This window comes from Kitasatospora sp. NPDC034023 (genome assembly GCF_055575795.1).
On the sequence record NZ_JBVIRY010000049.1, the window covers coordinates 1 to 22663 of the forward strand.

The following is a 22663-nucleotide window of genomic DNA, read 5'->3' on the forward strand; positions in this document are numbered from 1 at the left end:
GTCGCGTCTCTTGCTTCCACTCCGGCAAACCACCCATCAGGCACCAGAGCCGACGAATCGGTCCATCCCGCCAGCTGAGAACGCATCAGCCCTGGGTCCCCGCGCCTCTCCCCCTTCTGCTATTCAACAACCAGCGACGCCAACCCGCCACCAGGCATCCCGCCAGCACCCAGTCCCGCCACGCCACCCACCCCTGCCCGCAACCCAGAGCCCGCTCAACACTCGCCCGCCCGAGCCGCGACCGTGGCTCGGGCGGCTGGCCCTGATGACTTGCGGCGCCAACCGCCTGCATAGCGGCGAAGAGGCGCCAACAAGGTCGCGGGCGGGATCACTCTTGCGGGGACGCAGAGGGCTGGACGAACCGAGAAGCGTCGCACATCGACGACACTATGGCCGGTAACGTCAGACCCCGGACCCCGGTTACGCGAGGGCATGATCACATGGTTCTAGAAGGCTGGAGCAGCGAACGTCGGTTGACCGCGATCAGCCGAAGTGGCCTCTCAGTTCCAGCTCGACAAGCGGTACTCGACAAGCAGATCCGTCCAGAGTGTTCCGTGCTCGACTACGGGTGCGGGCGCGGAGAGGACGTGCGCGCTCTACAGCGAATGGGCTGCGCAGCGGTTGGGTGGGATCCCTTCTACCAGCCCGACATACGGCTGGCACCTGCCCCTGTCGTGCTTCTGACGTACGTCTTGAACGTCATCGAGGACCCAGCCGAGCGGCGACTCACCCTTCAGCGCGCTTGGGAGCTGGCGGGCACAGTCCTGATCGTCTCCGCGCGCCTCACCTGGGAAAGGTCGAAGGTCAGCGGTGAAGAGTTCAGCGACGGCCTACTGACCCGGCGCAAAACCTTCCAGCACCTGTATGGCGCCAGCGAGCTGCGGAGCTACGTAGAGGAGGTCACTGGAGTACGGGCCGTCTCCGCGTCACCGGGGATCATCTACACCTTCAAGGACGACACGGCCCGGCTGAGCTACCTCGCGCGCCGCATCATCACAGACGACCAGTGGCTGGCCTCAGTCGACACCACCTCCGCGATCAGCGCGCTCGTCGACCACGTGGAGCGGCGCGGGCGGCCACCACGGCTCGAGGAAATGCCCCTGCCCGCGGCCCAGCTGCTGGGACACCTGCGTCCCGCAGAGGTCCATCGACTCGTTCGTGAGTCCGCCGACCCCGTCAAGGTGGAGGAGGGTGCCAAGCGCACCACCCTCAACACGCTGCTCTTCCTCGCCGTCGAGCTGTTCAACGGCCGGGGTCCCTTCACCAGCTTGCCGCTGACCGTGCAACTGGACATCCGGGCGTTCTTCTCCTCTTACAAGGAGGCGTGCCAGCGCGCCGACCGGCTGCTACTCAAACTGCGGGACGACTCCTACGTCCGTGGAGCGATGAACGCCTCCGCGGTAGGGAAGCTCACCCCCACCGCGTTGTACGTCCACCGGAGAGCCGTGGAGCGGATGCCGACCGTGCTGCGGCTGTACGAACACTGCGCGTCGATCGCCGCCGGCCGGCCGCAGACGTGGACCCTCGCCAAACTCTGCCACCGGGGCCGGGCAGTCAGCTGGCTGGACTACCCGGACTTCGACAGTGACCCGCACCCGCGACTGCTGACGTCCTACCAGGTGGACCTCGGGACGTTCGAAACCTCGCACAACTCATACGGCAACCGCGAGAACCGCCCATTGCTGCACCGCAAGCACGAGTTCCTCCACCCCGACGACCCAGACGCCGCCAAGTACCGGCGGCTGACCGAAGCCGAGGTGCGGGCGGGCTTGTACGCGCACCCGCACCTGATCGGCACCGAGAACGGCTGGGAGAGTGAACTCGCGCGCTGCGGGCGAGCTCTGCGCGGGCACCGCCTCATCCGGGCTCAGAGCTGAGGCTACTCAGGCCCGCGGCCGCAGCTTCTCGACGCCGCGGGCGAGCTCCTCGACGTCCAAGCCCTCCGCCTGCGCGGGGAACCAGGAGAACCGCAGCCCGTTCGAGGCCACCTCGTCGGGCAAGTCCATGGCGGTGAGCACGTGGCTGGGGGTGTATGAGGCGCTCGTGCACGCGGATCCGGTCGCGACCGCGACCAAGTCCTTGAGCATGACGAGGAACGCCTCGGAGTTCACGTCCTCGAAGGAGAGGTTGAGGATGTGCGGGACGACATGTTCCTGGTCTCCGTTGACGCGAAAGCGCGCGGGGGCCAGCCCCTGGAGGAGCCGGGAGCGCACTTGCCGGGCTGCGCTCTGCCACTGCGTGTGCTCGGCCTCGAAGATCTTCGCAGCTTCCGCCAGCCCCATGATCAGGGGAACGGGCAGGGTGCCCGGACGCAGCTTTCGTTCCTGCCCGCCGCCGAACATGATCGGCTCGAGGGCGGGCCACTCGTCGATGTCCTCCCGGCGCCGGGTAACCAGCGCTCCCACCCCCTTGGGGGCGCCGACCTTGTGCCCGCTGATACTGATCATGTCGATCGGTGCGGTCAGGTCGCCCGGTACCTTGCCGTACCCCTGGGCCGCGTCCACGTGCAGGTACGTCGCGGTGGCCTGCAGCTCGCGCGCGAGGTCGGCGACCGGCTGGATCACCCCGGTCTCATTGTTCACGTGCATCAACGACACCACCAGAGTGTCTGGCCGTAGCCGCTCCATCACTGCCCCGACCTCGATCCTTCCCGAGGCGCCGGGCTTGAGGAACTCAACCTCGAACCCGCGGCCGGCGAGGTGCTCCAGCGGCTCCAGAACCGCCTTGTGCTCGATGGCGGAGGTGATGATGTGGCGCCGCCCGGTACGCTCGCCGTACGGGGCCAGACCAAGCAGGGCGATGTTGTTGCTCTCCGTGGCACCGCTGGTGAAGATCAGCTCGTCGGGCTCCGCCCCCACAGTGCCGGCCAGGTACTCGCGGGCCCGTTCGACTGCGCGTTTGGCCCGCGTGCCGTACTCGTGGCGACTGCCCGCGTTGCCGAACTCTGCGGTCATCCAGTGCAGGACGACATCAGCCACCCGCTGGTCCACACGCGTCGTCGCCGCCGCGTCGAGGTACGTCACCATCCGACCCAACCCACCTTTGAGCGTTATTCTGCACGTCGATGTACGTCTTTTACCTGACGTACGATACCGTTACCCGGTGGGATCTTCAGCAACTTCACAGTCCGCCGAACCGGCGACGTCTGCGGGATTCGAGTACGTCTTCCCGGCCATCCGCGGCATCCAGGCGGGGCGCGAGTTCTATGTGTCTATGTGCCCTCTGAGACTCATCCCGAAGATCTTCCTCTTCGACGAGGACGAGCTGGCCCCGGAGGTCCGCGCCCAGCGCATCTTGAACAAGGGGCGCCTGCCGGCACTGACCCGCTACATCGTTGACAACCCTACTGACTACGTCTTCAGCGCGCTGACCGCGTCCGTCGACGGCGACATCCACTTCGAAGGCATTGCCGACAGCGGTGTGGGGATGCGCGCCGGCCAGATCCGGATCTCCATGTCCTCGCGCTTCCTGATCAACGACGGTCAGCACCGGCGGGCCGCCATCGAGCAGGCGCTCAAGGAGAATCCCGACCTCGGCGAGGAGACGATCGCCGTGGTGTTCTTCCACGACTCCGGACTCGCGCGCTGCCAGCAGATGTTCGCCGACCTGAACCGCCACGCCGTGCGGCCTCCTCGCTCCATCGGGGTGCTGTACGACCACCGCGACGACCTGGCAACCACGGCGCGGCTACTGGCCATGAGGGCACCGGCGTTCAAGGGACACGTGGAGATGGAGAGCAGCACACTGTCCCAGCGCTCGCGCAAGCTGTTCACCCTGAGCTCGGTCTACTACGCCACCCAGTCCCTGCTGCAGGGGTTGGAGCTCAAGAAGGACCAGCCTCAGGAGATCGCCGAGGCGTACTGGGCTGCGATCGACGCGGTGATCCCGGAGTGGACGCTGGTCCGGCGCAGGGAGCTGACTGCGCCGGAAGTCCGGCGTGACTACCTGCACAGCCACGGGATCGCGCTGCACGCGCTGGGGCGGGTGGGCAACTCGCTACTGCGAAAGTCTCTGGTGCCGCGGACCTGGACGCCGACGCTGAAACGGCTGTCGGCGGTGGACTGGTCGCGTGCCAACACCGATTGGGAGGGGCGCGCGCTGGTAGCCGGGCGTGTGTCCAAGAGCCACCAGAACTTGACATTGACCGTGAACTACCTGCGTCAGCACCTGAAGCTCGAACTGAGCGCGGAAGAACAGCGTGCGGAAGACGCCTACCTGCGAGGAGATTCATGAGCACCCCCAAGTCGGCGCCTTTCCAGGACAGGCCCCTGGCGGAGGTCGTCGAGGAGCTGACGGCCGAGGTCCGCGAGCTCTACACCGCCGACGAGGTGCCTTGGGTGATCGGGTACAGCGGCGGCAAGGACTCCACCGCCGTCCTCCAGCTGGTCTGGCTCGCGCTCAAGGATCTGCCAGCCGAGCAGCGCACCAAGCCTGTGCACGTGATCAGCACGGACACCCTGGTGGAGAACCCGGTCGTTGCCGCATGGGTCGGCCAATCGCTGGACACGATGCGCACGGCCGCGCAGGAGCAGGCACTGCCCATCGAGTCGCACAAGCTGACTCCCGAGATCAAGGACACCTTCTGGGTCAACCTGATCGGCCGTGGCTACCCTGCGCCCCGCCCCAAGTTCCGCTGGTGCACCGAACGCCTGAAGATCAAGCCGTCGAACGCCTTCATCCGGCGCGTCGTGCGCCGGCACGGCGAGGCAATCCTGGTGCTTGGGATCCGCAAGACCGAGAGCCATGCCCGCGCCCGAGCGATGGCCAAGCACGAGAAGGGGCGGGTCCGCGACCGGCTCTCCCCCAACGGCAACCTTCCCAACTCCCTTGTCTACAGCCCCATCGAGGCGTGGTCGACTGACGAGGTGTGGGCGTTCCTGATGCAGTACTCCAACCCATGGGGGTACGACAACAAGGACCTGCTGACGATGTATCAGGGGGCATCGGATGACTCCGAATGCCCGCTGGTCGTCGACGACACCACCCCTTCCTGCGGGGACAGCCGCTTCGGCTGCTGGACCTGCACGCTGGTGGAGCAGGACAAGTCCATGACCGCCATGATCCGCAACGATGACGAGAAGCAGTGGATGCGTCCGCTGCTGAAGCTGCGCAACGAGCTTGACGACGTCAACAGCGAGAGCGAGACCCGGGACTTCCGCCGTATGAACGGCACCGTCCAGCTGTTCCACGACGGAACCATCCGCGGCCCGTACAAGCAGTTCGCTCGCGAGGACTGGCTGCGCAAGCTCCTCGACGCCCAGGCCAAGGTCCGCAACCACAAGAAGGCACCGGAGCACGTGCGCGGCATCGAGTTGATCTCGATGGCAGAACTGCACGAGATCCGTCGGATTTGGGTCTTCGACAAGCACGAGGTCGAAGACTCCCTGCCGGAGATCTACGAGCAGGCGACAGGCGAGAAGTTCCCCGGACTGCCGCTGGACGAACAACTCGTGCTGGGGGCCGAGGAGATCGGACTGCTCAAGGATGCATGCGAGGACGACCCGATCCACTTCTCGATGACACGTGAGCTCCTGTCGGTCGAGCGGCAGTACCGGACCATGACACGACGGGCCGGCCTGTTCGAGGCACTGGAGAAGGCGATCAAGAAGGGCTACTACGAGGACGCCGACGACGCCCTGGAGTTCGCGAAGAAGTTGCAGGAGCTGCGACGTATCCCGACCCAAGAGACGCTGAACGAAGAGACCACTGATGCACCTGCATAACATCACGCTCCACGACTTCGGCGCCTACCAAGGCCGGCAGAGCCTTGATCTTCGGGTGAAGCCGAAGCGCCCCATCGTCTTGATCGGTGGCTTGAACGGCTGCGGCAAGACGACCCTGCTCGATGCCATCCAGCTCGTGCTGTATGGGCCCCGGGCCCGATGCAGCGGACGGGGCAGCCGCTCCTACGACACGTACCTGCGCGAAAGCATCAACCGTGCGGCCGATCCCAGCCGCGGCGCCGAACTGCGGTTGGAGTTCTCGATTACCGTCGAGGGCCGTCCTCGCACGTATGAGGTCGTCCGTACGTGGAGCGTCAGCGGCAAGCAGCTCAAGGAGAGCCTCAACGTCTCTGTAGATGGGCAGTACAGCCGCAATGTCAGCGACGGCTGGGCTGAGCACGTCGAGGAGATCCTCCCGCTGGAGGTCGCGTCCCTCTTCTTCTTCGATGGTGAGAAGGTCGAGCAACTCGCCGACCCAGAGCGGGCCGCCGATGTCATCGAAGCTGCGGTCCACTCCCTTCTGGGTGTCCGGGCTGTGGAACAGCTACGGACCGACCTCCTTGCTCTCCAGCGCCGCCAGCGCCTGTCGCAGGAGGACCAGGGCGTCCTTGAGGAGATCGACGACCTTGAGGCGAAGACGAAGGTTGCTGGCCAGGAGGTAGCCGACCTGAGCCAGCACAGGGCGAACGCCACCTCGCAGCTGGACGTGGCGCAAACCAAGCTCGGCAAGATAGAGCGGGACTTCGAACGCGCCGGCGGCAGGCTCTACGAGGAGCGCCGCAGCCTTGAGGCGTCGAAGGATGCGACAGCGGCGCGGTTGGCCGAGACGCAGAAGGCGCTTCGCAGCTTGGCCGAAGGAACGCTCCCACTTCTGTTGGTGCGCGAGCAGCTCGCTGCACTGCAGGAACAGGCTGTGCGCGAGCAGGAGGCCACCGAGGCCCGTCAGATCGTCGGCGCCCTAGAGGCACGCGATGCATGGCTGATCGACCAACTGCCCGACGACATCCCTGCGGCAGCTCGTACGGCCTTGAAGAAGAAGCTCACCGCCGACCGAAAGAAGCGCGCGTCCGCCGCAGAACTCGCCCAGCACCTCGGCCTGCCCCGCGATCTCGCGCAAAAGCTCTCCGCGCTGGACCACAACCTCCAGAATGACGCAGCTCGCTCGGCAGAACTCCTTCAGGAAGCACAGAAGACGCTGCACGAGCTGCAGGAGGCCGACCGCCAGCTAGCTGCCGTACCCGATGAGCAGCAGATCAAGGCGCTCATCGAAGACCGGCAGCAGGCGATGGAGGCCGCCGTCGTCGCCAGAGCCGCCGTTGAGCGCAACGACGCGCTGCTGGAGGAGGCCAAGGGCCGTCGCGACCGCTTCGAAGCCGACCTGGAGCGCTCACAGCAAAAGCGGATCAAGACGTTCATCCGCGAGGAGGAGCTCCAGCGCATCACCACATACGCGGAGAAGGCCCGCAACACCTTGGAGCGGTTCGGCGAGGCGCTCTTGCGCAAGCACATCAGCAGCCTTGAAGTGGCCGTCCTACGCAGCTTCCAGAAGCTGATGAGGAAGAGTGGGCTGATCAAGGACCTGCGAATCGACACCGACAAGTTCCAGCTCGCGCTGACGAACCATGACGGGGAGCCCATCGACCCCGCGCGGCTCAGCGCCGGTGAGCGGCAGCTCCTCGCAATCTCACTGCTGTGGGGTCTGGCCAAGGTCGCGGGCAACCGCCTGCCCACCGTCATCGACACCCCACTGGGGCGTCTGGACAGCCGGCACCGCGAGCACCTGGTTGACCGCTACTTCCCGCACGCCGGCCGACAGGTACTTCTTCTGTCCACCGACGAAGAGATCGACGAGAACCTCCTGCGGCGGCTCAAGCCCTCCATCGCACACAGCTACGTTCTCGTGCACGACGACACCACGTTCACCACCCGTGTCGCGCCCGGTTACTGGTGGACCGAGGGAGCCCTGCATGCCGTCTGAGATCACCATCCGGCTGTCCCAGAGCGCCAAGGACCAGCTCGCCTGGCTCAAGCGCCACACCGGGCTGACCCAGTGGAACGAACTCTGCCGCTGGGCACTGGCGCTCTCCCTGCGCGACCCCTCCACACCGCTCGTCAGGGACATCACCACCGACTCCAACGTGGAGATCGCTTGGAAGACGTTCGCTGGCCCGCACGGCGATGTCTATCTATCCCTGCTCAAGCAGAGGTGCGCGGCCGACGGGGAGGAACCCACCGACGCCGCAGTGAACAAGACACTGCTGATCCACCTGCATCGCGGCATTGGTTTCCTCGCCGGCCGTCAGGACCTTCGCTCCGTCCAAGACCTTCTCGCCATCACCGCCGAGTAGGCCACCACGTGCCAAGGGCCGGCTTACCGCTCGCGGAAGCAAGCCCTTGGCACGTCGCGGTCTTTGGCGCAGGCGATAGGTGGTGTCCGCCCTACAGGTGGTGGCTCAGCAGTCCGAGGTCCGGCGGGGCTCTACGGGCAGCCGAGGCTACCAGCGCGCTGAAGGGGCCCGTTGCTGCGGCGGGCATTGGACTGCGGGGTCACCGCTTGGTTCGGCGGGCGACTACCCCCACGTGATGCCGCTCAGTAGCTCGTCGACCGACACCGGCTTGGCCCCGCCGCTTTCGCTGAAGGTTTCGGCTACCAGGTCAATGACGACGAGCGCTGCCGGCTGATGTCGCACATTGACCTGCTCCTGGATGAACTCGAGTCCGCCGTTGGCGTGCTCCTCGAAGATGTTGATCCGCTCCTCGATGCGCGTCCCGTCCATGATCTCTGGATCGTCGCTCACCACGTTGGCTGCGATCATGTTGATCAATGCCTCGCTGAAGGCCGGCGCTGTCAGCGTCTCGTAGCGGATCGGATCACCGGAGGCCGCCGTGAACCCAGCCTGTCGGCCGTTTCGGAATCCGACCGCGGCGGCGAAGAGCAGGATGTCACGAAAGGTGGCGAAGCCTGCCTCGTTCTGCAGCTCGATCATGAGTGCCTCGTGCTGCTGCGGACGGCGGACGCGGACATCCGCAGGCACGGTCGTCACTTGATCACCTTCAGTTCAGAGTGGTCGGTCACGGCTGCCCGGATGTAGGGGTAGGACATTCCTTCGAGCTCGATGTCATCCGCGACATTGCCCGACGCGGTGGTGTGGGTCTCGAGGATGCCCAGGTGACTGACGTAGGGCAGTAGCTCGGTCACGACCTTGCCGAGCCCCTGACTCTTGCTCACCAGGACCACGAGCTGCGGTGCCATCTGCGCGAGCGCCCGCGACACAGCCTGCTGGTAGTCCTGATCAAGCGAGCCGAACGCGGCGTCCATCACGATGGGGTACGTACCGGCGTCCAGAGGGGGGTTGCCCTCTGCTCTGCGCCCCTTACGGATCTCGCGGGCAAGCTTCGACACAGCAGCTACGAAGCTGAGGCTCAGGATCTGATTCTCACCGGTCGACTTCGGGACAGGCAGCTCAACACCGTTGACGTCCTTGTGAAGCGTCAGCTCGAAGCCCTTGCTCAGGGTGGGAATGTGGTTCTGGTGCGTGATGCTCCGGAACACTGCCTTCAACTCGGCGTCCAGGCGCTGGCGCATGGCCTCCTCGCGGATCGCCAGGATCTCTTCGAGCGCGCGCCGGACCGACTGCACGAGGTCGGAGCGCGCCCGGGCCTTTGCCGCGAGTTCGTCGGTGACCTCGGCACGGCTGCGCTCCTTTATCTTCTGCGCGGTGTCCTTCGCGATGCGGTCGAGCTCGCTCTTGACCGAGCCGATCCGCTGCTGTTTGACGCCAAGGCGGCTGTCGAGCTCCATACGCTTTGTCTCGAGCGCTTGGACGTCCTCCAGACGACTGTCGCGCAGCTTGCCATCGAGTTCTGACTTGCTTTCCTCGAGACGGGCGACCCGATCGCGCTCGGCGCCGATGCGCTTCATGATCTGTGCGAGCGCCTCGCGCAGATCAGTGCGTGCGGAAGAGAGCGGAGTGATCTGCCCGCTGAGTTTCTGCCAGGCCGTCTCGACCGCTTGCAGTCCGGCCCGCTGGCGCCAGTCCTTGACGTGCTCCCACGACTCAGAGTGCTCGACCAACGGCGTGCCGCAGATGCAGGCGCCGTCATTCAGGAGCTGGTCGACGAACTCCCGCTTGAGCGGGGCCGGCAGGGCTCCCTTCTGGTAGAGGCCGTCGGCCATCGCCTGAGTCTTCTCACCGAGCGCCTCTGTAAATGCCAGGAAGCCGCGCGTCGCGACCAAGGTTGCCCGCTCAGCCACCGCCGCGTCGCGAGCGACTCGAGCCTCCTCGAGTTCCTTCGTGACGGCGTCGCGCTGTGCCTGGATTGGGGCCGCGGCCGCGTGCTGACGCAGCAGATCTGTGACGCTCTCGCGTTCCTCGGTCAGGGTCGCAAGGTCTCCTTCAAGCACCTTGAGCTCCTCTCGAGCGGTCGTCTCGCGCTCGCCGAGCTCATCAATGGCGGTCTGGATCTCGCTGGCCTTGTCGCCACCGTGCTTCTTGAGGTCCAGGGTCAGGCGTTTGTCAACCTTGGGTAGGTGCACCAGCGCCCGCTCGACCTGCTCCAGGTCGAGCAACACCTTGATGTCGTGCTGAACCTCGGCGTAAGCACCCTTTTTGACCAAGTTCTCAATGCGCTCACCGTTGAAGAAGAAGAAGCGGCTGACGCCCTGCGGCAGGATGCTGTAGATGGTCTCTTGCGGGGCGCCCACGGATTCCGAGGAACCGTCAGCCTTGGTCGTCCAGAGCTGGACCTGCGGCGAGGGCGTCGACTGCTGGTCCGATTCCTTGCGGAGGCTCGCCAGGCGCAGCAGGCGGTAGTCCTGTCCTTCGTGATCGAACCGCACTTCGACGGCGACCTCTACCGAGTCGCCGATCGGGAGCGCTCGCCAGACGCTGTCCGTCACCATGCGCTCCTGATGCTCGACGTCGTCGGACATCGTGCCGTAGAGCGCCCAGGTGAAGGCATTCAGGAAGGTCGTCTTGCCGGAGCCGTTCGCTCCAAACAACAGGGAGACTGGCCTGACCGAGTCAGAGTGGAGATCGAATGTTTGGACGCCCTGGAACTGACGAAAGTTGGTCAGCGTGACCGACTGCAGTCTCACGGGATGATCTCCTTTACTGCGGCGAGTAGGTCGTCCGTCGCTTCATACGCGCTCAGGTGCAGCTTCGCCCGCTCGATTTCGAGGACGCGTTTGAGAAGCGCCCGCTCCTCGTCGCTGAGATCCTCGAGCACCTGCTTCTCTGTGCGACCCTCATTGGTCACTTCGCGCCCTTCCTTGATGTGGTCTGTCCCATGCCCTCCGCCTACATATCCATCAGCTGGTAGCGCTCCTTGAGCGGTCGCAGCACCTCGAGCGTCGTCTCGTAGTTTTCCGACAACTTGCCGAATTCGTTGGCCCGTTCGAGCTCACGCTTCAACAGCGCGCGCTCGACGTCGAAGTTGATCGGCGTGCCTGACGGGGGCACCGCCATGTAGTCCAGGATCTCGGCCCGGTCTTTGCCGTCCGCTGGACGCAGCAGGCGCCCGCGGCGTTGGATGAACTGCCGCGGGTTGCTGCTGCTGGCCAGCAGGTAGCCGACACGGGCATCTGGGATATCGACCCCCTCGTCGAGGCAGCGCATGGCGATGAGCACTCGCAGGTCTTCACCTGTGCCGAAGCGCCGGAGCAGAATCTTGCGCTCCGCCCGCGGCGTTTCCGAGACGTAGGAGTGTGCTGAGAGGCGCAATTGGTTGCCGACCATGTTCATCACCTCCCGGAGCTGGTTCGATCCCGGCGGGTCACCCGGCTCGGTCGGGCGTCGCCCCTCGGCGCAGTAAACCAGCTGGAACCACGAGTCGCCCCGGGCTCCGAGGTCTGACCGGAGCTGAGCGAGTTTGCCCTCGGCGTGCCCAAGGACGCCTGCTCGTTGCCGAAGGAGGAACCCGAGTGGGGATTCGGGATCCGCGTCCTTGAGGCTGTCCCCAGCGGCAAGCCGCTTAGCGATTTGGCTGGTCAGATCGACGTACAGGTTGGTCTCGTAGTCATTCAGCTCGACCAGACGCGGCACGTAGAGATAACGGCAAAGAGCGCCCATCTCAATGGCTTTGCCAAGTCCCAGCTCGAAGACGATCGGGCCGAAGTAATCGATCAAAGCGTCGGTGCCGTCGTCGTCGAACCAGCGCTCCGGAGTCGCTGACAGCGCCAGCCGGTAAGTGGAGTTGTGCGGCAGCGCCGAGCGGTAGGTCGAAGAGCCGAGGTTGTGGGCCTCGTCGGCGATGATCAGGAGCGGCTGGGAGATTCGAGATAGTACCGACTGGAATCTGTCACCAGCGAACGACGAGTTCGTCGCGACGATCGCTACGACCGGGCGCTGGCCCATGCGGGCTTCATTGAGCTGGTCCTCGACGACCGGCAGCCACTTCTGACTGGACTCGTAGACGGCCACCGGGCGGACACCGAACGATTCAACCTCAGTGATCCACTGGTCGACGAGGTGCTGCAGCGGGGCCAGGACCAGGACGATCAGCGGCTCCTCACGCTGGCGCAGAACGTTGGCCAGTTGGGTCGCGGCGATCATGGCCGTCTTAGTCTTGCCGGTACCGGTTGCCATCTTGAGGATCCCGCGGCCCTGATGCCTGCCCCACGACTCGACCGCCTCCCGCTGGTATCCGCGGACGGTCAGCCCCTCGGGGATGGCCAGCCGGGCCAGCCCCGGCGTCACGACCAGCGAGGGCGTGAGCGCATCGTCGCGGCCAGGCAGGAAAGCCCGCGGTCGGTCGCTCCCCAGCTCGATGAGGCGATCGCGAGCAACATCGGGGAAACGCTCCACGCTGAGGTACGGCGTCTGGTTGGACCACAGAGCCTGGAAGTCCGCCTCGAGGCGTAGCGCCCGAGCACCGTCGCCTGCCACCCAGCCTCGGTACACCTCCACCGACTCAAAGTTCGCCATCAGGCCGCCGTACGTCTCGTTACTGCTCCCGGTGAAGGCGACCACGTCACCGACCGCATCGCGGAAAATCCCGATCTTCTCGTGGTAGATACCGATGCGACCTTTCTGCTCGACGAAGGCCAGCTTGATGTCTAGGCGGCCCTCGGCGATCAGGCGTCCGAGGAGACCGAGGCCATCCAGGACCGTTTCGCGCTGCTCGACATCGAGCTCGCGCATCGTCGCCCGCTCGATCACCTCGCGGACGTCGTAGCCGCGCTCGATGTCGACGATGTCGTCCTCACTGAGATGAGGGGAGGCGACCAGCCGCATGGTGCCGCCACGCTCGGCGAAGGTTTCGATGCCACGGGCGAACAGGGCAAGGCTGGTCGAGGTGAAGTAGCCAACGGCCCGGCTGTAGGACGTCGCCGCCGAGAATGCCGGCACGTAGAAGTTCGCGACGACGTCTTCCTGATCGCTGCGGTAGCGATCGCTCAGGGCGAGCGAGCGAAGACTGGATGTAGGTGCGATCACAGCAGGTCCATGATCTCGTCGACGTCCGCGGTCGGCGCGGCGCGCCGGGGGTGGTGGCCGGTCTCCAGGATGTCACGGACGCTGGTCAGCAGGTCGGCAATGTCGCTGTCGCCGCGCTCTCTGTAGCCGCCAATGACGCTGGTCACGGGGCAGTCCGGCGGGAGTCCGATCGCCGTGGTCAACGCCTCACCCGCCTCGGCGACGTCGAGCGTGTTTGGCGCGCCGATCAAGCTCAGCGCGTCCGCGAGGGCATCACCCGTCAGCTCGCGGGCCGACTCGAAGGCGAAGCTGCCGTCGTCCCCGATGATCAGGAAGGCATCGGTGTCGGCTGCGATGTCGCTGTCCATAAGGAATCGCCGGATCGTTCCGAACGACGGCTGGGTCCCGGTCCAGCTGACGGCCTGCGGGCCAAGCGGGGACTCCAGCTGGCGTGTCTGGCCGAACTGCAGTCCAACGATGCTGGCGACCGCCATCGGCGCGATAAAGCCACTCCCACGGAGGTGGTCCTTGGTGATGCGCACGCGGTACGCCCAAGCATCCTCGCGGCGGAACAGACGACGGGTCCGCTCGGGAAGCTTTCGGATCTCCCGATCAGCGCCCGCCAGGCGGACGACGCCGTCCCGGTTCTCGAACGGCGGGGAGCTGGCGTAGGCAACCACGCTGCTGGCCGTGACGCTGTAGGTGCCGGTGATGTACTCGATGAGGTCGTTCAGGTTGATGCGTCCTCCGCCACGCCCCACCTGCTCCCGGATGAGCGAGCGAACCCCGGCGTACGCGTCCATGCCCCACTCCGACAGCGCCCAGCGGTCACGGTCCACTCGCTCGAAGCGATCGTCCTGGCTCATGGCGTTGCGGAGCGATCCAGCGCTGCGCTCGATGATGAAGCGGTCCACGATCTCTTGGGCGCTGAGCGGCGCCCCGGCGACCGAGAGCACCGCCGCACCGTAGTCGCCAACTGACTGTGTCCGGGTGAAGACGAAGTCGCCGTCGATGATGTAGCTGCAGTGCGTCAACCAGGACGCCGTCAGCTCTGGCCGGCGCTCCGGCTGGCTTGTCTCGATCAGATCGAGGCTGTCGAGGCGTACAACGCCATACTTGTCAGCTCGCTCCTGCAAAAGCGTCTGTGTGATCGTTCTCGCGGCCGTCATGGTCGGCGCAACGCACCACCCGTCCTCGATCTCGTAGGCGTCGTCGAGGCCGTCCAAGACGCGCCAGGCGGGCTGACCAACCGCGTCGACCGTCTTCCCGAGCGCAGGGATGAGGGTGAGCAGGTCGTCGAGCGGTCGGACGGTGCCGATAAAGGTGCGGGCGGTCTCGGCGACCAGCTCGAGCGGGCCGCCGTCGCTAAGGAAGCCGAGCATCGCGCTGCGCGCCTTGCCTTCGATCTGGCGGACCCGCTCGCGCGTGATGCCGTAGTTCTTGCCGATCTGGTCCTGGGTGATGGGATCGTCGGCGAAGAGGCGGGCAGACAGGATCTGAGCTGCGCGATGGTCGAGTAGCCGGAGGGCCTCGTCGAAGAGCGCGGCCACGTCCAGATCGAGTTCAGCGGTGATCAGGATGTCTCCGGCGTTGAGCACCTCAAGCCGCTGACGGGCTTTCAGAATCTCTTCGGGAATTCCGGGGGTCGGCGGCGCACCGAGCAAGGGCTGACGGGGAAGGCCGATAGTGGCGTACCAGGTCGCGATCTGGGAGAGGTCTTCCACCAACGTCGACATCCAGCGCGGCAGGCGGACCTGGTCAGCCGGCTGCTGCGGCGCGGCGTGCGCGACGTGATAGTCCGTCATGACCGTAGGTGTCGCCGCCGCGGTTGATGCGTCCGCCAGCGCTTGCAGGATAGCGTCGACTGTGCCGACGCCGACCTGCCGCCAGCCGAGCATCCCGTCGAGCGTGATGCCCGCCAGGTCGCTGGCCAGGGAGCAGTTGCGCTGACCGAGCGCGCTGACGGCGCGGGCCGGCAGCTGCAGCCGGTGCAGGTCTACGTCAGGGGCGAGTCCGGGGAAGATCTGCTCGATCGTCCACCGGGTGAGGCGGGCCATCGCCAGCTCAGATACCTGAGCCAACCGCTGCCTACGCGCGACAGCGTCAGCGTCGTCGATGGCGTCGTTCCACCATGGGTCGGCACCGGGATCCGCAGCGCCCTTCAGCCATGGGAACGCGTCGAGCCAGCTGCGCGGGCGCAGATCGGTGAACGAGAAGTCGTCGGTCATGCGATGGTCACTCCCTCCTGGGTCTGGCCCTTCATCTGCGGTGGGCGCCCGCACACCATCATGATCGATCGACCAGCCTCGGTGGGGCGGTTCGGCGCCTTCCGTAGAGGTGAGGAGTTCTGGGGATTGCTGTTGTTGCAGCCGACCCCGTCAGCGCCACTCGCGTAACAACTGCTGGTGCCAGACCCTCACTGCTCCCGCTCGGAGCGCCGTCCCGGGTTCGGACGCGACCAACCCGACGGTGACTCAACTAGCATTTCGACCCCAAGGCCAGCCGACGCCACGTCAAAAACCTTCCGCACCAAGCGCAACAACTCCGCCTCCCACCCGACCTCTATAGATGAGGAGGCCGCAGGGCCGGAGCAACCGCCGACTTCAGCGAAACGCCCTCACCCGTCAGTCCCGCCCAGTACGCTGCAGCAACAACCGCATACCACCGCTTCACCTTTCGGACGTGTGCCACCGCATGGGGCCCACCACCAGACACCCGGAGCGAAAAACCATGATCAGCCACCCCGTCGCCGGGGCGGTCAAGGCTCTGCAGAAGCAGGCGCTGGCCAGCCGCGACATCTACGAGCTCGACCGCATCGACCGCGCCCTCGACGAGCTCCTACGCAACCCCACGGACGCCTCCACCCCCGCCCAGCACCGCGCAAGGTCGGCCATGGGGCACGCTTACGAGGCGCTCGAACGTCGCAGGGCCATCGCCCCCTCCGTCCCGCTCGACCCCGACCGCATCGACCGCGGGCAGATCGACTCCAGCCTCCTGGTCGCCGAGATCCTCGCGTGGCTGAGGTCCGAGCCGAACCTCGCCGACGGCGAGCGCGTGCTGCTCAACAACCTCGCGCGCGGCCACGATGCCGCCTCCATGGCCCACCGCCACGCGGTGCCGCTGCCACGGATGCGCGAGCGCATCAGCCGGACCCGGCGCCACGCCCGGGCTCTGTGGCACGCCGCGGAGGTCACGGCGTGACTCCCATTCCCGTAAGGCTCAGCCCGTCACTCGTGCGTACCCTCATACCGCCGCAGCGGATCGGCACCTACGTCCTGTACACCGCGGACGGTCGCCCCATCTACATCGGCCGTAGCGACACTGACATCCGCCGCAGGCTCCTGAGGCACTGCACGGACCGCCGCGCCGACTACTTCACGTACGACGTCCACCCCAGCACGGCCAGCGCCTACACAGTCGAGTGCGCGCTGTACCACCTGCTCACCCCTGACACCTCCAACCGCATCCACCCCGCACGGCCCGAGGGCCACGCCGTCCCCTGCACCTTTTGCCTGACTCAGCAGCAGGACGCCCGCCGAAACCGCGTCCACGCCACCCCCGCACACATGTGGCCCGAGACGACAAAGGACCGATGATGACCACGCCTGTTTTCCTCGCCCCAGACGACCAGCGCGCCGACCTTATCCAGGTCGATCGCGCGCTCGACTCCATGCGCGACGCCGGCTTCGACCTCACAGCCGCCATCGGTGAGCCCCTGGACAACTCCATCGAAGCCGAGGCCACCCTCATGCGCGTGCGGCCGATCTTCGGCCGTGGCAAAAAGGCGATCGACAGCATCCTCATCGCTGACAACGGCCTCGGCATCGACCCTACGAAGATGCACCACGTGCTCTCAATGGGTTACAGCAGCCGCTATGGCGAGCGCCAGGGGCTGGGACGCTTTGGTGTCGGACTCAAGCTCGCCGGGCTCAGCCTCGGTGAGCGCATCGACATCTACAGCAAGCAGACCGGCAACCCGAAGGTCTATCACAGCTACATCGACCTCCAGGAGATCCGCGAGGGCAAGCAGCACTACATCACCACCAACGAGGTCCAGGACTGGCCCGCCGAAGCGGCCAAGCTCATGACCGGACGCGACGAAACCCCGTTCGCATCCGGCACGCTCGTAGTTTTCGGCAAGATCGACCGGCTCTCCAGCGGCGGTACCTACGGAACCTCCCTGGAGCACAAGCTTTCCGAGCTCCGCAGGTTCATCGCCCGCGCCTACCGGACCTACATCGACACCGGCAGGACCTTCGAACTGGACGGCAAGGTCACTACGCTGCACGACCCGCTGTTCCTACGCGACAACCCGAGGATCATCTCCCGCTACAAGCCGCTGGACCCTCGCGGTGAACTCATCGAAGAGGCTGACCTGAAGATCGATGGCCACAAGGTGCACGTCGCGGTCGCCATCGTGCCTCATGAGTTCCGCCCCTACTCTGGCACCGGCGGTAGCACGGACCACAACGGCCACGACATCTCCGAGTTCCAGATCAACGCCGACAACACCGCCAAGATCAGCATCCTGCGCAACGGCCGGGAGATCTACTACGACATCGTCCCCCGGTTGCTCGAAGGCGGACGCAACGACAAGGTCCTGCGCTACGTCGCGATCGAGGTGAGCTTCCCCGCGCAGCTGGACGAGTATTTCCAGGTCCGCAATGTGAAGCGCGGGGCGGAGCCGGTCAGCAAGTTGCGCAACGAGCTGCGCGAGTGGCTCAGGCAGCCCGTGAAGCTGGCACTGAAGAAGGTCCGCACGGACTGGAAGGAGACCGAGACCCGCAAGCGTCTCGAGGACGGCGAGCACACCGAGACGATGGACACTGCGGCTCGCGTCTTCCCGAACTTCCCGAGGGGAATCGCCGGCCGCGCCGCCACCCCGGAGGACGAGGAGAGGGTTGTCCAGCAGGCCGCGATCGACCTGGGTCTGGACAGCGAGGAGGACGCCGAGAAGATCGAGCGGATCCGCGAGCAGATCCGCACCAAGCCCATCACCCTCATGGGCGCCCCTTGGCCCGGCAAGGAACTCCTGGTCATCGACCACCTCAACGGCAAGGCCGCGGTCAAGCTCAACCTCCGCCACGCCCTCTTCGACCAGGTGTACCTGCCCCTCAAGAAGCTCGCCGACGAGGGCGCGCAGGGCCTGGACCCCGAGGAAATCACCGACCTCGCGCGGCGCGCGCAGATCGCCTTCGACCACCTGCTCATCGCCTACGCGCACGCAGAAGCCATGTACGAAGACCCCGAGCGGTTCGACGACCTCCGGACCTACTGGGGCATGTTCACCGAGGCGCTCCTGCGGGAGGCATTCAGGGACCAGTAGGACGCCTCGGGCGGGGTGTCCCGCACCCCGCCCACCGGCCTCAAGCACCATCGGGCTGCGATGCCCGCGCGACGCCCCTTCCACCCCAGCTATCGGGCCGTCTAGTTCGTCTTGCGCCGTGCACCACCTGCTTCCGCCGCGACGCGGCGGAACCGTCTTGAGAGGCAACGCCAAGGATGTTTGGTTCAGGTTCCAAGCTCACGTTCCGCGACTTCGTGCAGGGCACGTGGGGGAGCTTCGACACTCCCGCCGGCCGGGTCGACTACATCATGACCAAGGCCAGGCTCGGCGGAGACGCCGACGCGCCGGAGCGGCAGCTCACCAAGAGCCTCGCGCCCGTTCGTGAGGTCATGGACGCCGGGGACCTGGACTTCAACCAGCTGCTGCAGCGCGATCTGGATGACCATCGAGTCGCGGGCAAGCTGATCCCGTATCTGTTCAAGCAGCAGAGCACCGGGCCCGCCTTCTTCCCTCCGATCGTGGCCGTGCTTCTGCCCTTCCAGGCCAAGAAGCCGACTACCTTCCCGGCGCTCGGCGCGCCGATCCCGGTGAACCACGATGAGGCACACTGGCAGGAGGAGCAGGCCGGCAATGCCTTCCGCGTCCACCGGCTCCTCGGCGCCGACGGCAGCCCGCACCCGGCGAACCTGGGCAAGCTGTGGTGGAACCAGTCCGAGTCGAGCCTGGTCGTTCTCGACGGCCAGCACCGCGCCATGGGGCTGCTGGCCGTCGAGCGCACGCTCTCCCGCACATGGCAGGGCGCTGGCATGCAGTTCCGGCCCTTCTACGAGCACCAGGTCGAGCAGCTACTGCACGAGCACCAGGTGACCGAGGCGGACCTGGCGAAGATCGAGGTGCCTGTCACGGTCTGCTGGTTCCCGAACGAGACCGGTGAGTCCTCACGCCCGCACGAAGCTGCCCGCAAGCTCTTCGTCGACGTCAACAAGGAGGCGCGGCCGCCGAGCGAGTCCCGGATCATCCTGCTGTCCGACGGCGAGCTCTCCAACGTGCTCACGCGCAGCCTCCTGAGCGCCTTGCGCGGTCGGAGCGACACCCGTCTGCCGCTCTACGCGGTGGAGTACGACAACCCCGAGATCAACGGCAGCCGTCCCGCGCGCTGGTCGGTCATGACGAACATTCACCTGTTCAAGATGGTCGTCAGCCGATGCATCTTCGGCCCGCCCAAGTACCTGACCAACCTGGCCCAGCCGTTCAGCGGCAGGGAGAGCGGCCAGGACCGCGACAAGTTCATGCGCGAGCAGCTCGACCTCGTCAGCCTTCTGCCGCCCGAGTTCAGCGACGGCGGGCGCCAGTACTACGTCTCGCGCATCGGAGAAACCGAGTTCCCGTTGGGTCGCTCGGAGGAACTGGTCGGCAGGTTCATGGACTCCTGGGGGGAAGCCATCCTGACGCTTCTATCCAAGACCGAGCCCTACAAGGCGCATGCCGCCGGCCTCGCCACCTTCAAAGACAGCTGGGACACGACCCACAACCACTCTGCTCTCGCGTACGACGCCCTGTTCGGCGGCGTCGGAATCTACTGGACCCTGCGCGACAACTACGACGACTACCAGGAAAAGCGCTCCGAGGAGAAGCGCGCCGAGGAGAAGGGCCCGAAGCCGGTCAAGACCGACGTCATCCGGGCCTGGGAAGCCCTGAAGGAGAAGGAGGCCGAGTTCGAGGAGCACCGCGCCCGCGCATACCTCAACGCGACTACTCCCCTCGCGATCAAGCGCTCCAAGGCCGCGTTCGGAGTCTTCAACACCCACGCCTGCCAGCTCGGCATGATCATGACTCTCGCCTCGCTGTGGGAGATGCGCAAGAGCCAGCCAGGCGGAGCCGAACTCAAGGACCTGCCCGCCTTCGCGGACTCCCTCGTCAACGCCTGGAACGCATACTTCGAGCTGGACCGCGGCAAGGCCCGCGACCGTCGAAACGCCTTCAGCAAAGACGCGGGCAACCCGATCAACCAGATCGTCAACATGGACACCCCGAACGCGGTCTACTTCCGGTACTTCTGGATGCAGACCCTCACGACCCCCTCAGCCTGGCAGCACATCACCCCGTGGCTGATCGGCCGCACCGCGTTCGACAACGGCCTGAGCCAGGCCCGGCGCCTCTACCTGGACCTGTGCATCAAGCAGCAGTCGAACGCGCTCAAGGTCAGCCACCCGGCCCTCGGCCCGGGCAAGAGGGAGGAACAGGCGGCAGAGCTGGCCACCAATGCTCTCAAGAAGGCCCTGCACATCTGGTTCGAGGTGTCGAACGAGGACTTCGAGACATGGCAGGCAAACCACGACTCACGGGCCATCCAGGTCGAGCTGGAGCTGGACGGCGACGCGCTCGCCCCCGTCATGCCGGACCACCCCGACGCGCGGTAGGGCGTATTCGCATCGGCTGGCCCGCACGGCTGAGTCACGGCTCGGCATAAGTCGTGACTCAGCCGCGCGGCACGAGAGCCCGCCAACTGTCCCGCGGTGGTCAGCACCGGCGCCCGCGGTCGCGGGCCGTCGGGGCGGCGCGGTAAGTGAGCCCAGACACCCGTCAGCGGACATCGCCCAGACAGACCACCACGAGCAGGCGTAGTTCCGATCACCAGCTACGAAGATCTTGCACGAGTTAGAACTTGGCAGACCCATTATGGGATTATAAAGGTGGGGGAATATAGCGAATGAAAGACTAGGACTCTTTGGCGGGTTCGAAGCGCAACGCACACCTAGCGATAGCGACTATGCTTCGGTTCTGAAGAGCGGGCTGGTAATCTTAGACACAAACGTTCTGCTCGATCTCTATCGCATGAATTCGCGGGTTCGCGAAGACATGCTGACCGTTCTCAAGGCTGTAGCAGATCGCATCTGGGTCCCTCAGCAAGCAGTGGTTGAGTTCTGGCGAAATCGCCAAAGCGAAGATCTCATTACATACCATGACAAAAAAGCGGCAACCGCTAAGGAGGTATTGCGTTCCACCATCGAGAGGTCACGCAGGGCGATTTCTGAGTGGGCAAAACAAGTTCACGTTGGCGATGAAATTGACATCATCGCCCCCATGCTGGAGCGACTGGCCAATGCCGAAACCTCACTCGAATCTCTTGCCCAGCTGCTCGATGCTCAGGCGTCAAAGGACAGAGTACCCGGCATCCGGGACACTAATTCCGATCCCGTAATCAGAGATCTCGACCTCTTGCTCGACCGTCGCGTCGGCGCTCCATATGATAGCCAACGACACGCCGAAGAATTGATCCGAGCCAAGGAAAGGGCGGATCGAAAGATTCCTCCCGGCTATCTCGACTTCGAGAGTGGAAAGAAGCCGGATTCCGAGGCCGCAGGAGACTATTTGGTCTGGCGCCAATCCCTGGATGAGGCCGCTCGCCAGAAATGCGATGTTCTGTTTGTCACGCGCGACTTGAAGGACGACTGGTGGCGCAAGACACCTATGGGAGTGGCGCGCCTGCCGCGCACGGAGCTCGTTGACGAGCTTCGTGACCTCACTGGATGTCGGCTTTTCATGGTCGAGCCAAGTGCCCTGATGCAGCAGGCAAGCAGGGTGTTCGACCTTGAAAAGCAAGTAGATCAGAAGTCTGTGGCTGCTCTGCAACGCCTTGAGTCCGAAGAGGCCAAGGCCGATGACCTTCGTCGTTCAAATTCTGAGGTTCGCTACCGGCTCGCCCAGGCCCCTGGCGGTCGCAGCGCTGACTACGTCGAAACTGTTTGGCTTATGGCTCAGCTTGCAGAAGACTCACCGCTACTGAGAAGCTGCATTGAGAGGTTTATGGAGGAGTTCCCAGGCGTGACGCTAGTACCCGAGGCGCGAAGGCGACTGATGATTCTTGTATCGCTAGGTCTTGCTGTTGTGCAGGGAGATAAAATCTCCCTCACTGGACCAGGACGAGAGTTTGTGGAACAGCGTAATCCTGAGCTCCTGTCCAGATTGTTCCTGGAGTGCATTGAGGGAGCCCGTGAGGCTCAAGAGTTAACGCGCCAGGGGGTTAAAGCAACTGAGCTAAAATACCGATTGGCAGAGAATTCAACACTGGAACTGAGTGGCACCCAATGCGACTTGCTTTTGCGCTGGATGGGCAGGCTAGGCCTTCTTGGCGAGTGACCGGTCGGTGGGAGTCCGCTCTTAATCGCGAGTTAGTACTCCAGCCGGACTTCTCCACTCCCATGGTCAACAGCCTGAGAGTGGAGAAGTCCTGCCGG

Annotated in this window: 16 protein-coding genes; 10 read left to right on the top strand and 6 right to left on the bottom strand. The window is 65.2% G+C overall.

Annotation, left to right across the window (positions count from 1 at the left end):
• The first annotated feature begins 440 nt into the window (after window positions 1–440).
• Window positions 441–1877, top strand: coding sequence for a DNA phosphorothioation-associated putative methyltransferase (locus ACZ52R_RS38865; RefSeq protein WP_465755116.1), 1437 nt, complete (start codon window positions 441–443; stop codon window positions 1875–1877).
• 6 nt (window positions 1878–1883) lie between these two features.
• Here ACZ52R_RS38865 and dndA read toward each other — a convergent pair whose 3' ends face one another.
• Window positions 1884–3026: a cysteine desulfurase DndA gene (gene dndA, locus ACZ52R_RS38870; RefSeq protein ID WP_465755117.1), complete on the bottom strand. Its 1143-nt coding sequence runs from the start codon at window positions 3024–3026 to the stop codon at window positions 1884–1886.
• Between the two features lie 76 nt (window positions 3027–3102).
• Here dndA and dndB point away from each other — a divergent pair, with 76 nt between their 5' ends.
• The 4 genes from dndB to dndE are packed head-to-tail and all read left to right on the top strand — an operon-like array spanning window position 3103 to window position 8071.
• Complete coding sequence (dndB, locus tag ACZ52R_RS38875; protein ID WP_465755118.1) at window positions 3103–4233, top strand: DNA sulfur modification protein DndB; 1131 nt, start codon at window positions 3103–3105, stop codon at window positions 4231–4233.
• Window positions 4230–5723, top strand: coding sequence for a DNA phosphorothioation system sulfurtransferase DndC (gene dndC / locus ACZ52R_RS38880; RefSeq protein WP_465755119.1), 1494 nt, complete (start codon window positions 4230–4232; stop codon window positions 5721–5723). Before dndB ends, dndC begins: the two co-directional genes overlap by 4 nt.
• The gene (gene dndD, locus ACZ52R_RS38885) at window positions 5710–7701 is read left to right on the top strand and encodes a DNA sulfur modification protein DndD (RefSeq protein ID WP_465755120.1); all 1992 of its coding nucleotides are present in this window, start codon (window positions 5710–5712) and stop codon (window positions 7699–7701) included. Before dndC ends, dndD begins: the two co-directional genes overlap by 14 nt.
• Window positions 7691–8071, top strand: coding sequence for a DNA sulfur modification protein DndE (gene dndE / locus ACZ52R_RS38890; RefSeq protein ID WP_465755121.1), 381 nt, complete (start codon window positions 7691–7693; stop codon window positions 8069–8071). The genes dndD and dndE overlap by 11 nt, the downstream gene beginning before the upstream one ends.
• 222 nt (window positions 8072–8293) lie before the next feature.
• Here the strand turns inward: dndE and ACZ52R_RS38895 are convergent, their stop codons facing one another.
• From ACZ52R_RS38895 to ACZ52R_RS38915, 5 genes are read right to left on the bottom strand one after another with little or no spacing between them, the layout of a single operon-like run.
• Complete coding sequence (locus ACZ52R_RS38895) at window positions 8294–8767, bottom strand: hypothetical protein (RefSeq protein ID WP_465755122.1); 474 nt, start codon at window positions 8765–8767, stop codon at window positions 8294–8296.
• Complete coding sequence (locus ACZ52R_RS38900) at window positions 8764–10821, bottom strand: AAA family ATPase (RefSeq protein WP_465755123.1); 2058 nt, start codon at window positions 10819–10821, stop codon at window positions 8764–8766. The genes ACZ52R_RS38895 and ACZ52R_RS38900 overlap by 4 nt, the downstream gene beginning before the upstream one ends.
• Window positions 10818–10982, bottom strand: a complete 165-nt coding sequence (locus tag ACZ52R_RS38905; protein ID WP_465755124.1) for a hypothetical protein — start codon at window positions 10980–10982, stop codon at window positions 10818–10820. Before ACZ52R_RS38905 ends, ACZ52R_RS38900 begins: the two co-directional genes overlap by 4 nt.
• 41 nt (window positions 10983–11023) lie before the next feature.
• Window positions 11024–13159, bottom strand: a complete 2136-nt coding sequence (locus ACZ52R_RS38910; RefSeq protein ID WP_465755125.1) for a DEAD/DEAH box helicase family protein — start codon at window positions 13157–13159, stop codon at window positions 11024–11026.
• On the bottom strand, window positions 13156–15366 hold the full coding sequence (locus tag ACZ52R_RS38915; protein ID WP_465755126.1) for a sigma factor-like helix-turn-helix DNA-binding protein: 2211 nt from the start codon (window positions 15364–15366) through the stop codon (window positions 13156–13158). The genes ACZ52R_RS38910 and ACZ52R_RS38915 overlap by 4 nt, the downstream gene beginning before the upstream one ends.
• Before the next feature lie 502 nt (window positions 15367–15868).
• Between ACZ52R_RS38915 and ACZ52R_RS38920 the strand changes: the two genes are divergently transcribed.
• The 5 genes from ACZ52R_RS38920 to ACZ52R_RS38940 all read left to right on the top strand — a co-directional run bounded on the left by ACZ52R_RS38920 (window position 15869) and on the right by ACZ52R_RS38940 (window position 22565).
• The gene (locus tag ACZ52R_RS38920; RefSeq protein ID WP_465755127.1) at window positions 15869–16339 is read left to right on the top strand and encodes a hypothetical protein; all 471 of its coding nucleotides are present in this window, start codon (window positions 15869–15871) and stop codon (window positions 16337–16339) included.
• A 32-nt stretch (window positions 16340–16371) separates the two neighbouring features.
• Complete coding sequence (locus ACZ52R_RS38925) at window positions 16372–16734, top strand: GIY-YIG nuclease family protein (protein WP_465755128.1); 363 nt, start codon at window positions 16372–16374, stop codon at window positions 16732–16734.
• Window positions 16731–18464 (top strand): ATP-binding protein, encoded by a 1734-nt coding sequence (locus tag ACZ52R_RS38930; RefSeq protein WP_465755129.1) that lies wholly within the window; start codon window positions 16731–16733, stop codon window positions 18462–18464. Before ACZ52R_RS38925 ends, ACZ52R_RS38930 begins: the two co-directional genes overlap by 4 nt.
• Window positions 18465–18640: 176 nt before the next feature.
• Complete coding sequence (locus ACZ52R_RS38935) at window positions 18641–20845, top strand: ParB N-terminal domain-containing protein (RefSeq protein ID WP_465755130.1); 2205 nt, start codon at window positions 18641–18643, stop codon at window positions 20843–20845.
• 379 nt (window positions 20846–21224) lie between these two features.
• Window positions 21225–22565 carry a PIN-like domain-containing protein gene (locus ACZ52R_RS38940; protein WP_465755153.1) on the top strand — a complete coding sequence of 447 codons (1341 nt, stop codon included), beginning with the start codon at window positions 21225–21227 and terminating at the stop codon, window positions 22563–22565.
• The last annotated feature ends 98 nt before the right edge of the window (window positions 22566–22663 follow it).

Coding starts and splice junctions, on each gene's coding strand:
- ACZ52R_RS38865 (WP_465755116.1), top strand. CDS start 441: ATGGTTCTAGAAGGCTGGAGCAGCGAACGTCGGTTGACCGCGATCAGC.
- dndA (WP_465755117.1), bottom strand. CDS start 3,026: ATGGTGACGTACCTCGACGCGGCGGCGACGACGCGTGTGGACCAGCGG.
- dndC (WP_465755119.1), top strand. CDS start 4,230: ATGAGCACCCCCAAGTCGGCGCCTTTCCAGGACAGGCCCCTGGCGGAG.
- dndD (WP_465755120.1), top strand. CDS start 5,710: ATGCACCTGCATAACATCACGCTCCACGACTTCGGCGCCTACCAAGGC.
- dndE (WP_465755121.1), top strand. CDS start 7,691: ATGCCGTCTGAGATCACCATCCGGCTGTCCCAGAGCGCCAAGGACCAG.
- ACZ52R_RS38915 (WP_465755126.1), bottom strand. CDS start 15,366: ATGACCGACGACTTCTCGTTCACCGATCTGCGCCCGCGCAGCTGGCTC.
- ACZ52R_RS38920 (WP_465755127.1), top strand. CDS start 15,869: ATGATCAGCCACCCCGTCGCCGGGGCGGTCAAGGCTCTGCAGAAGCAG.
- ACZ52R_RS38930 (WP_465755129.1), top strand. CDS start 16,731: ATGATGACCACGCCTGTTTTCCTCGCCCCAGACGACCAGCGCGCCGAC.
- ACZ52R_RS38935 (WP_465755130.1), top strand. CDS start 18,641: ATGTTTGGTTCAGGTTCCAAGCTCACGTTCCGCGACTTCGTGCAGGGC.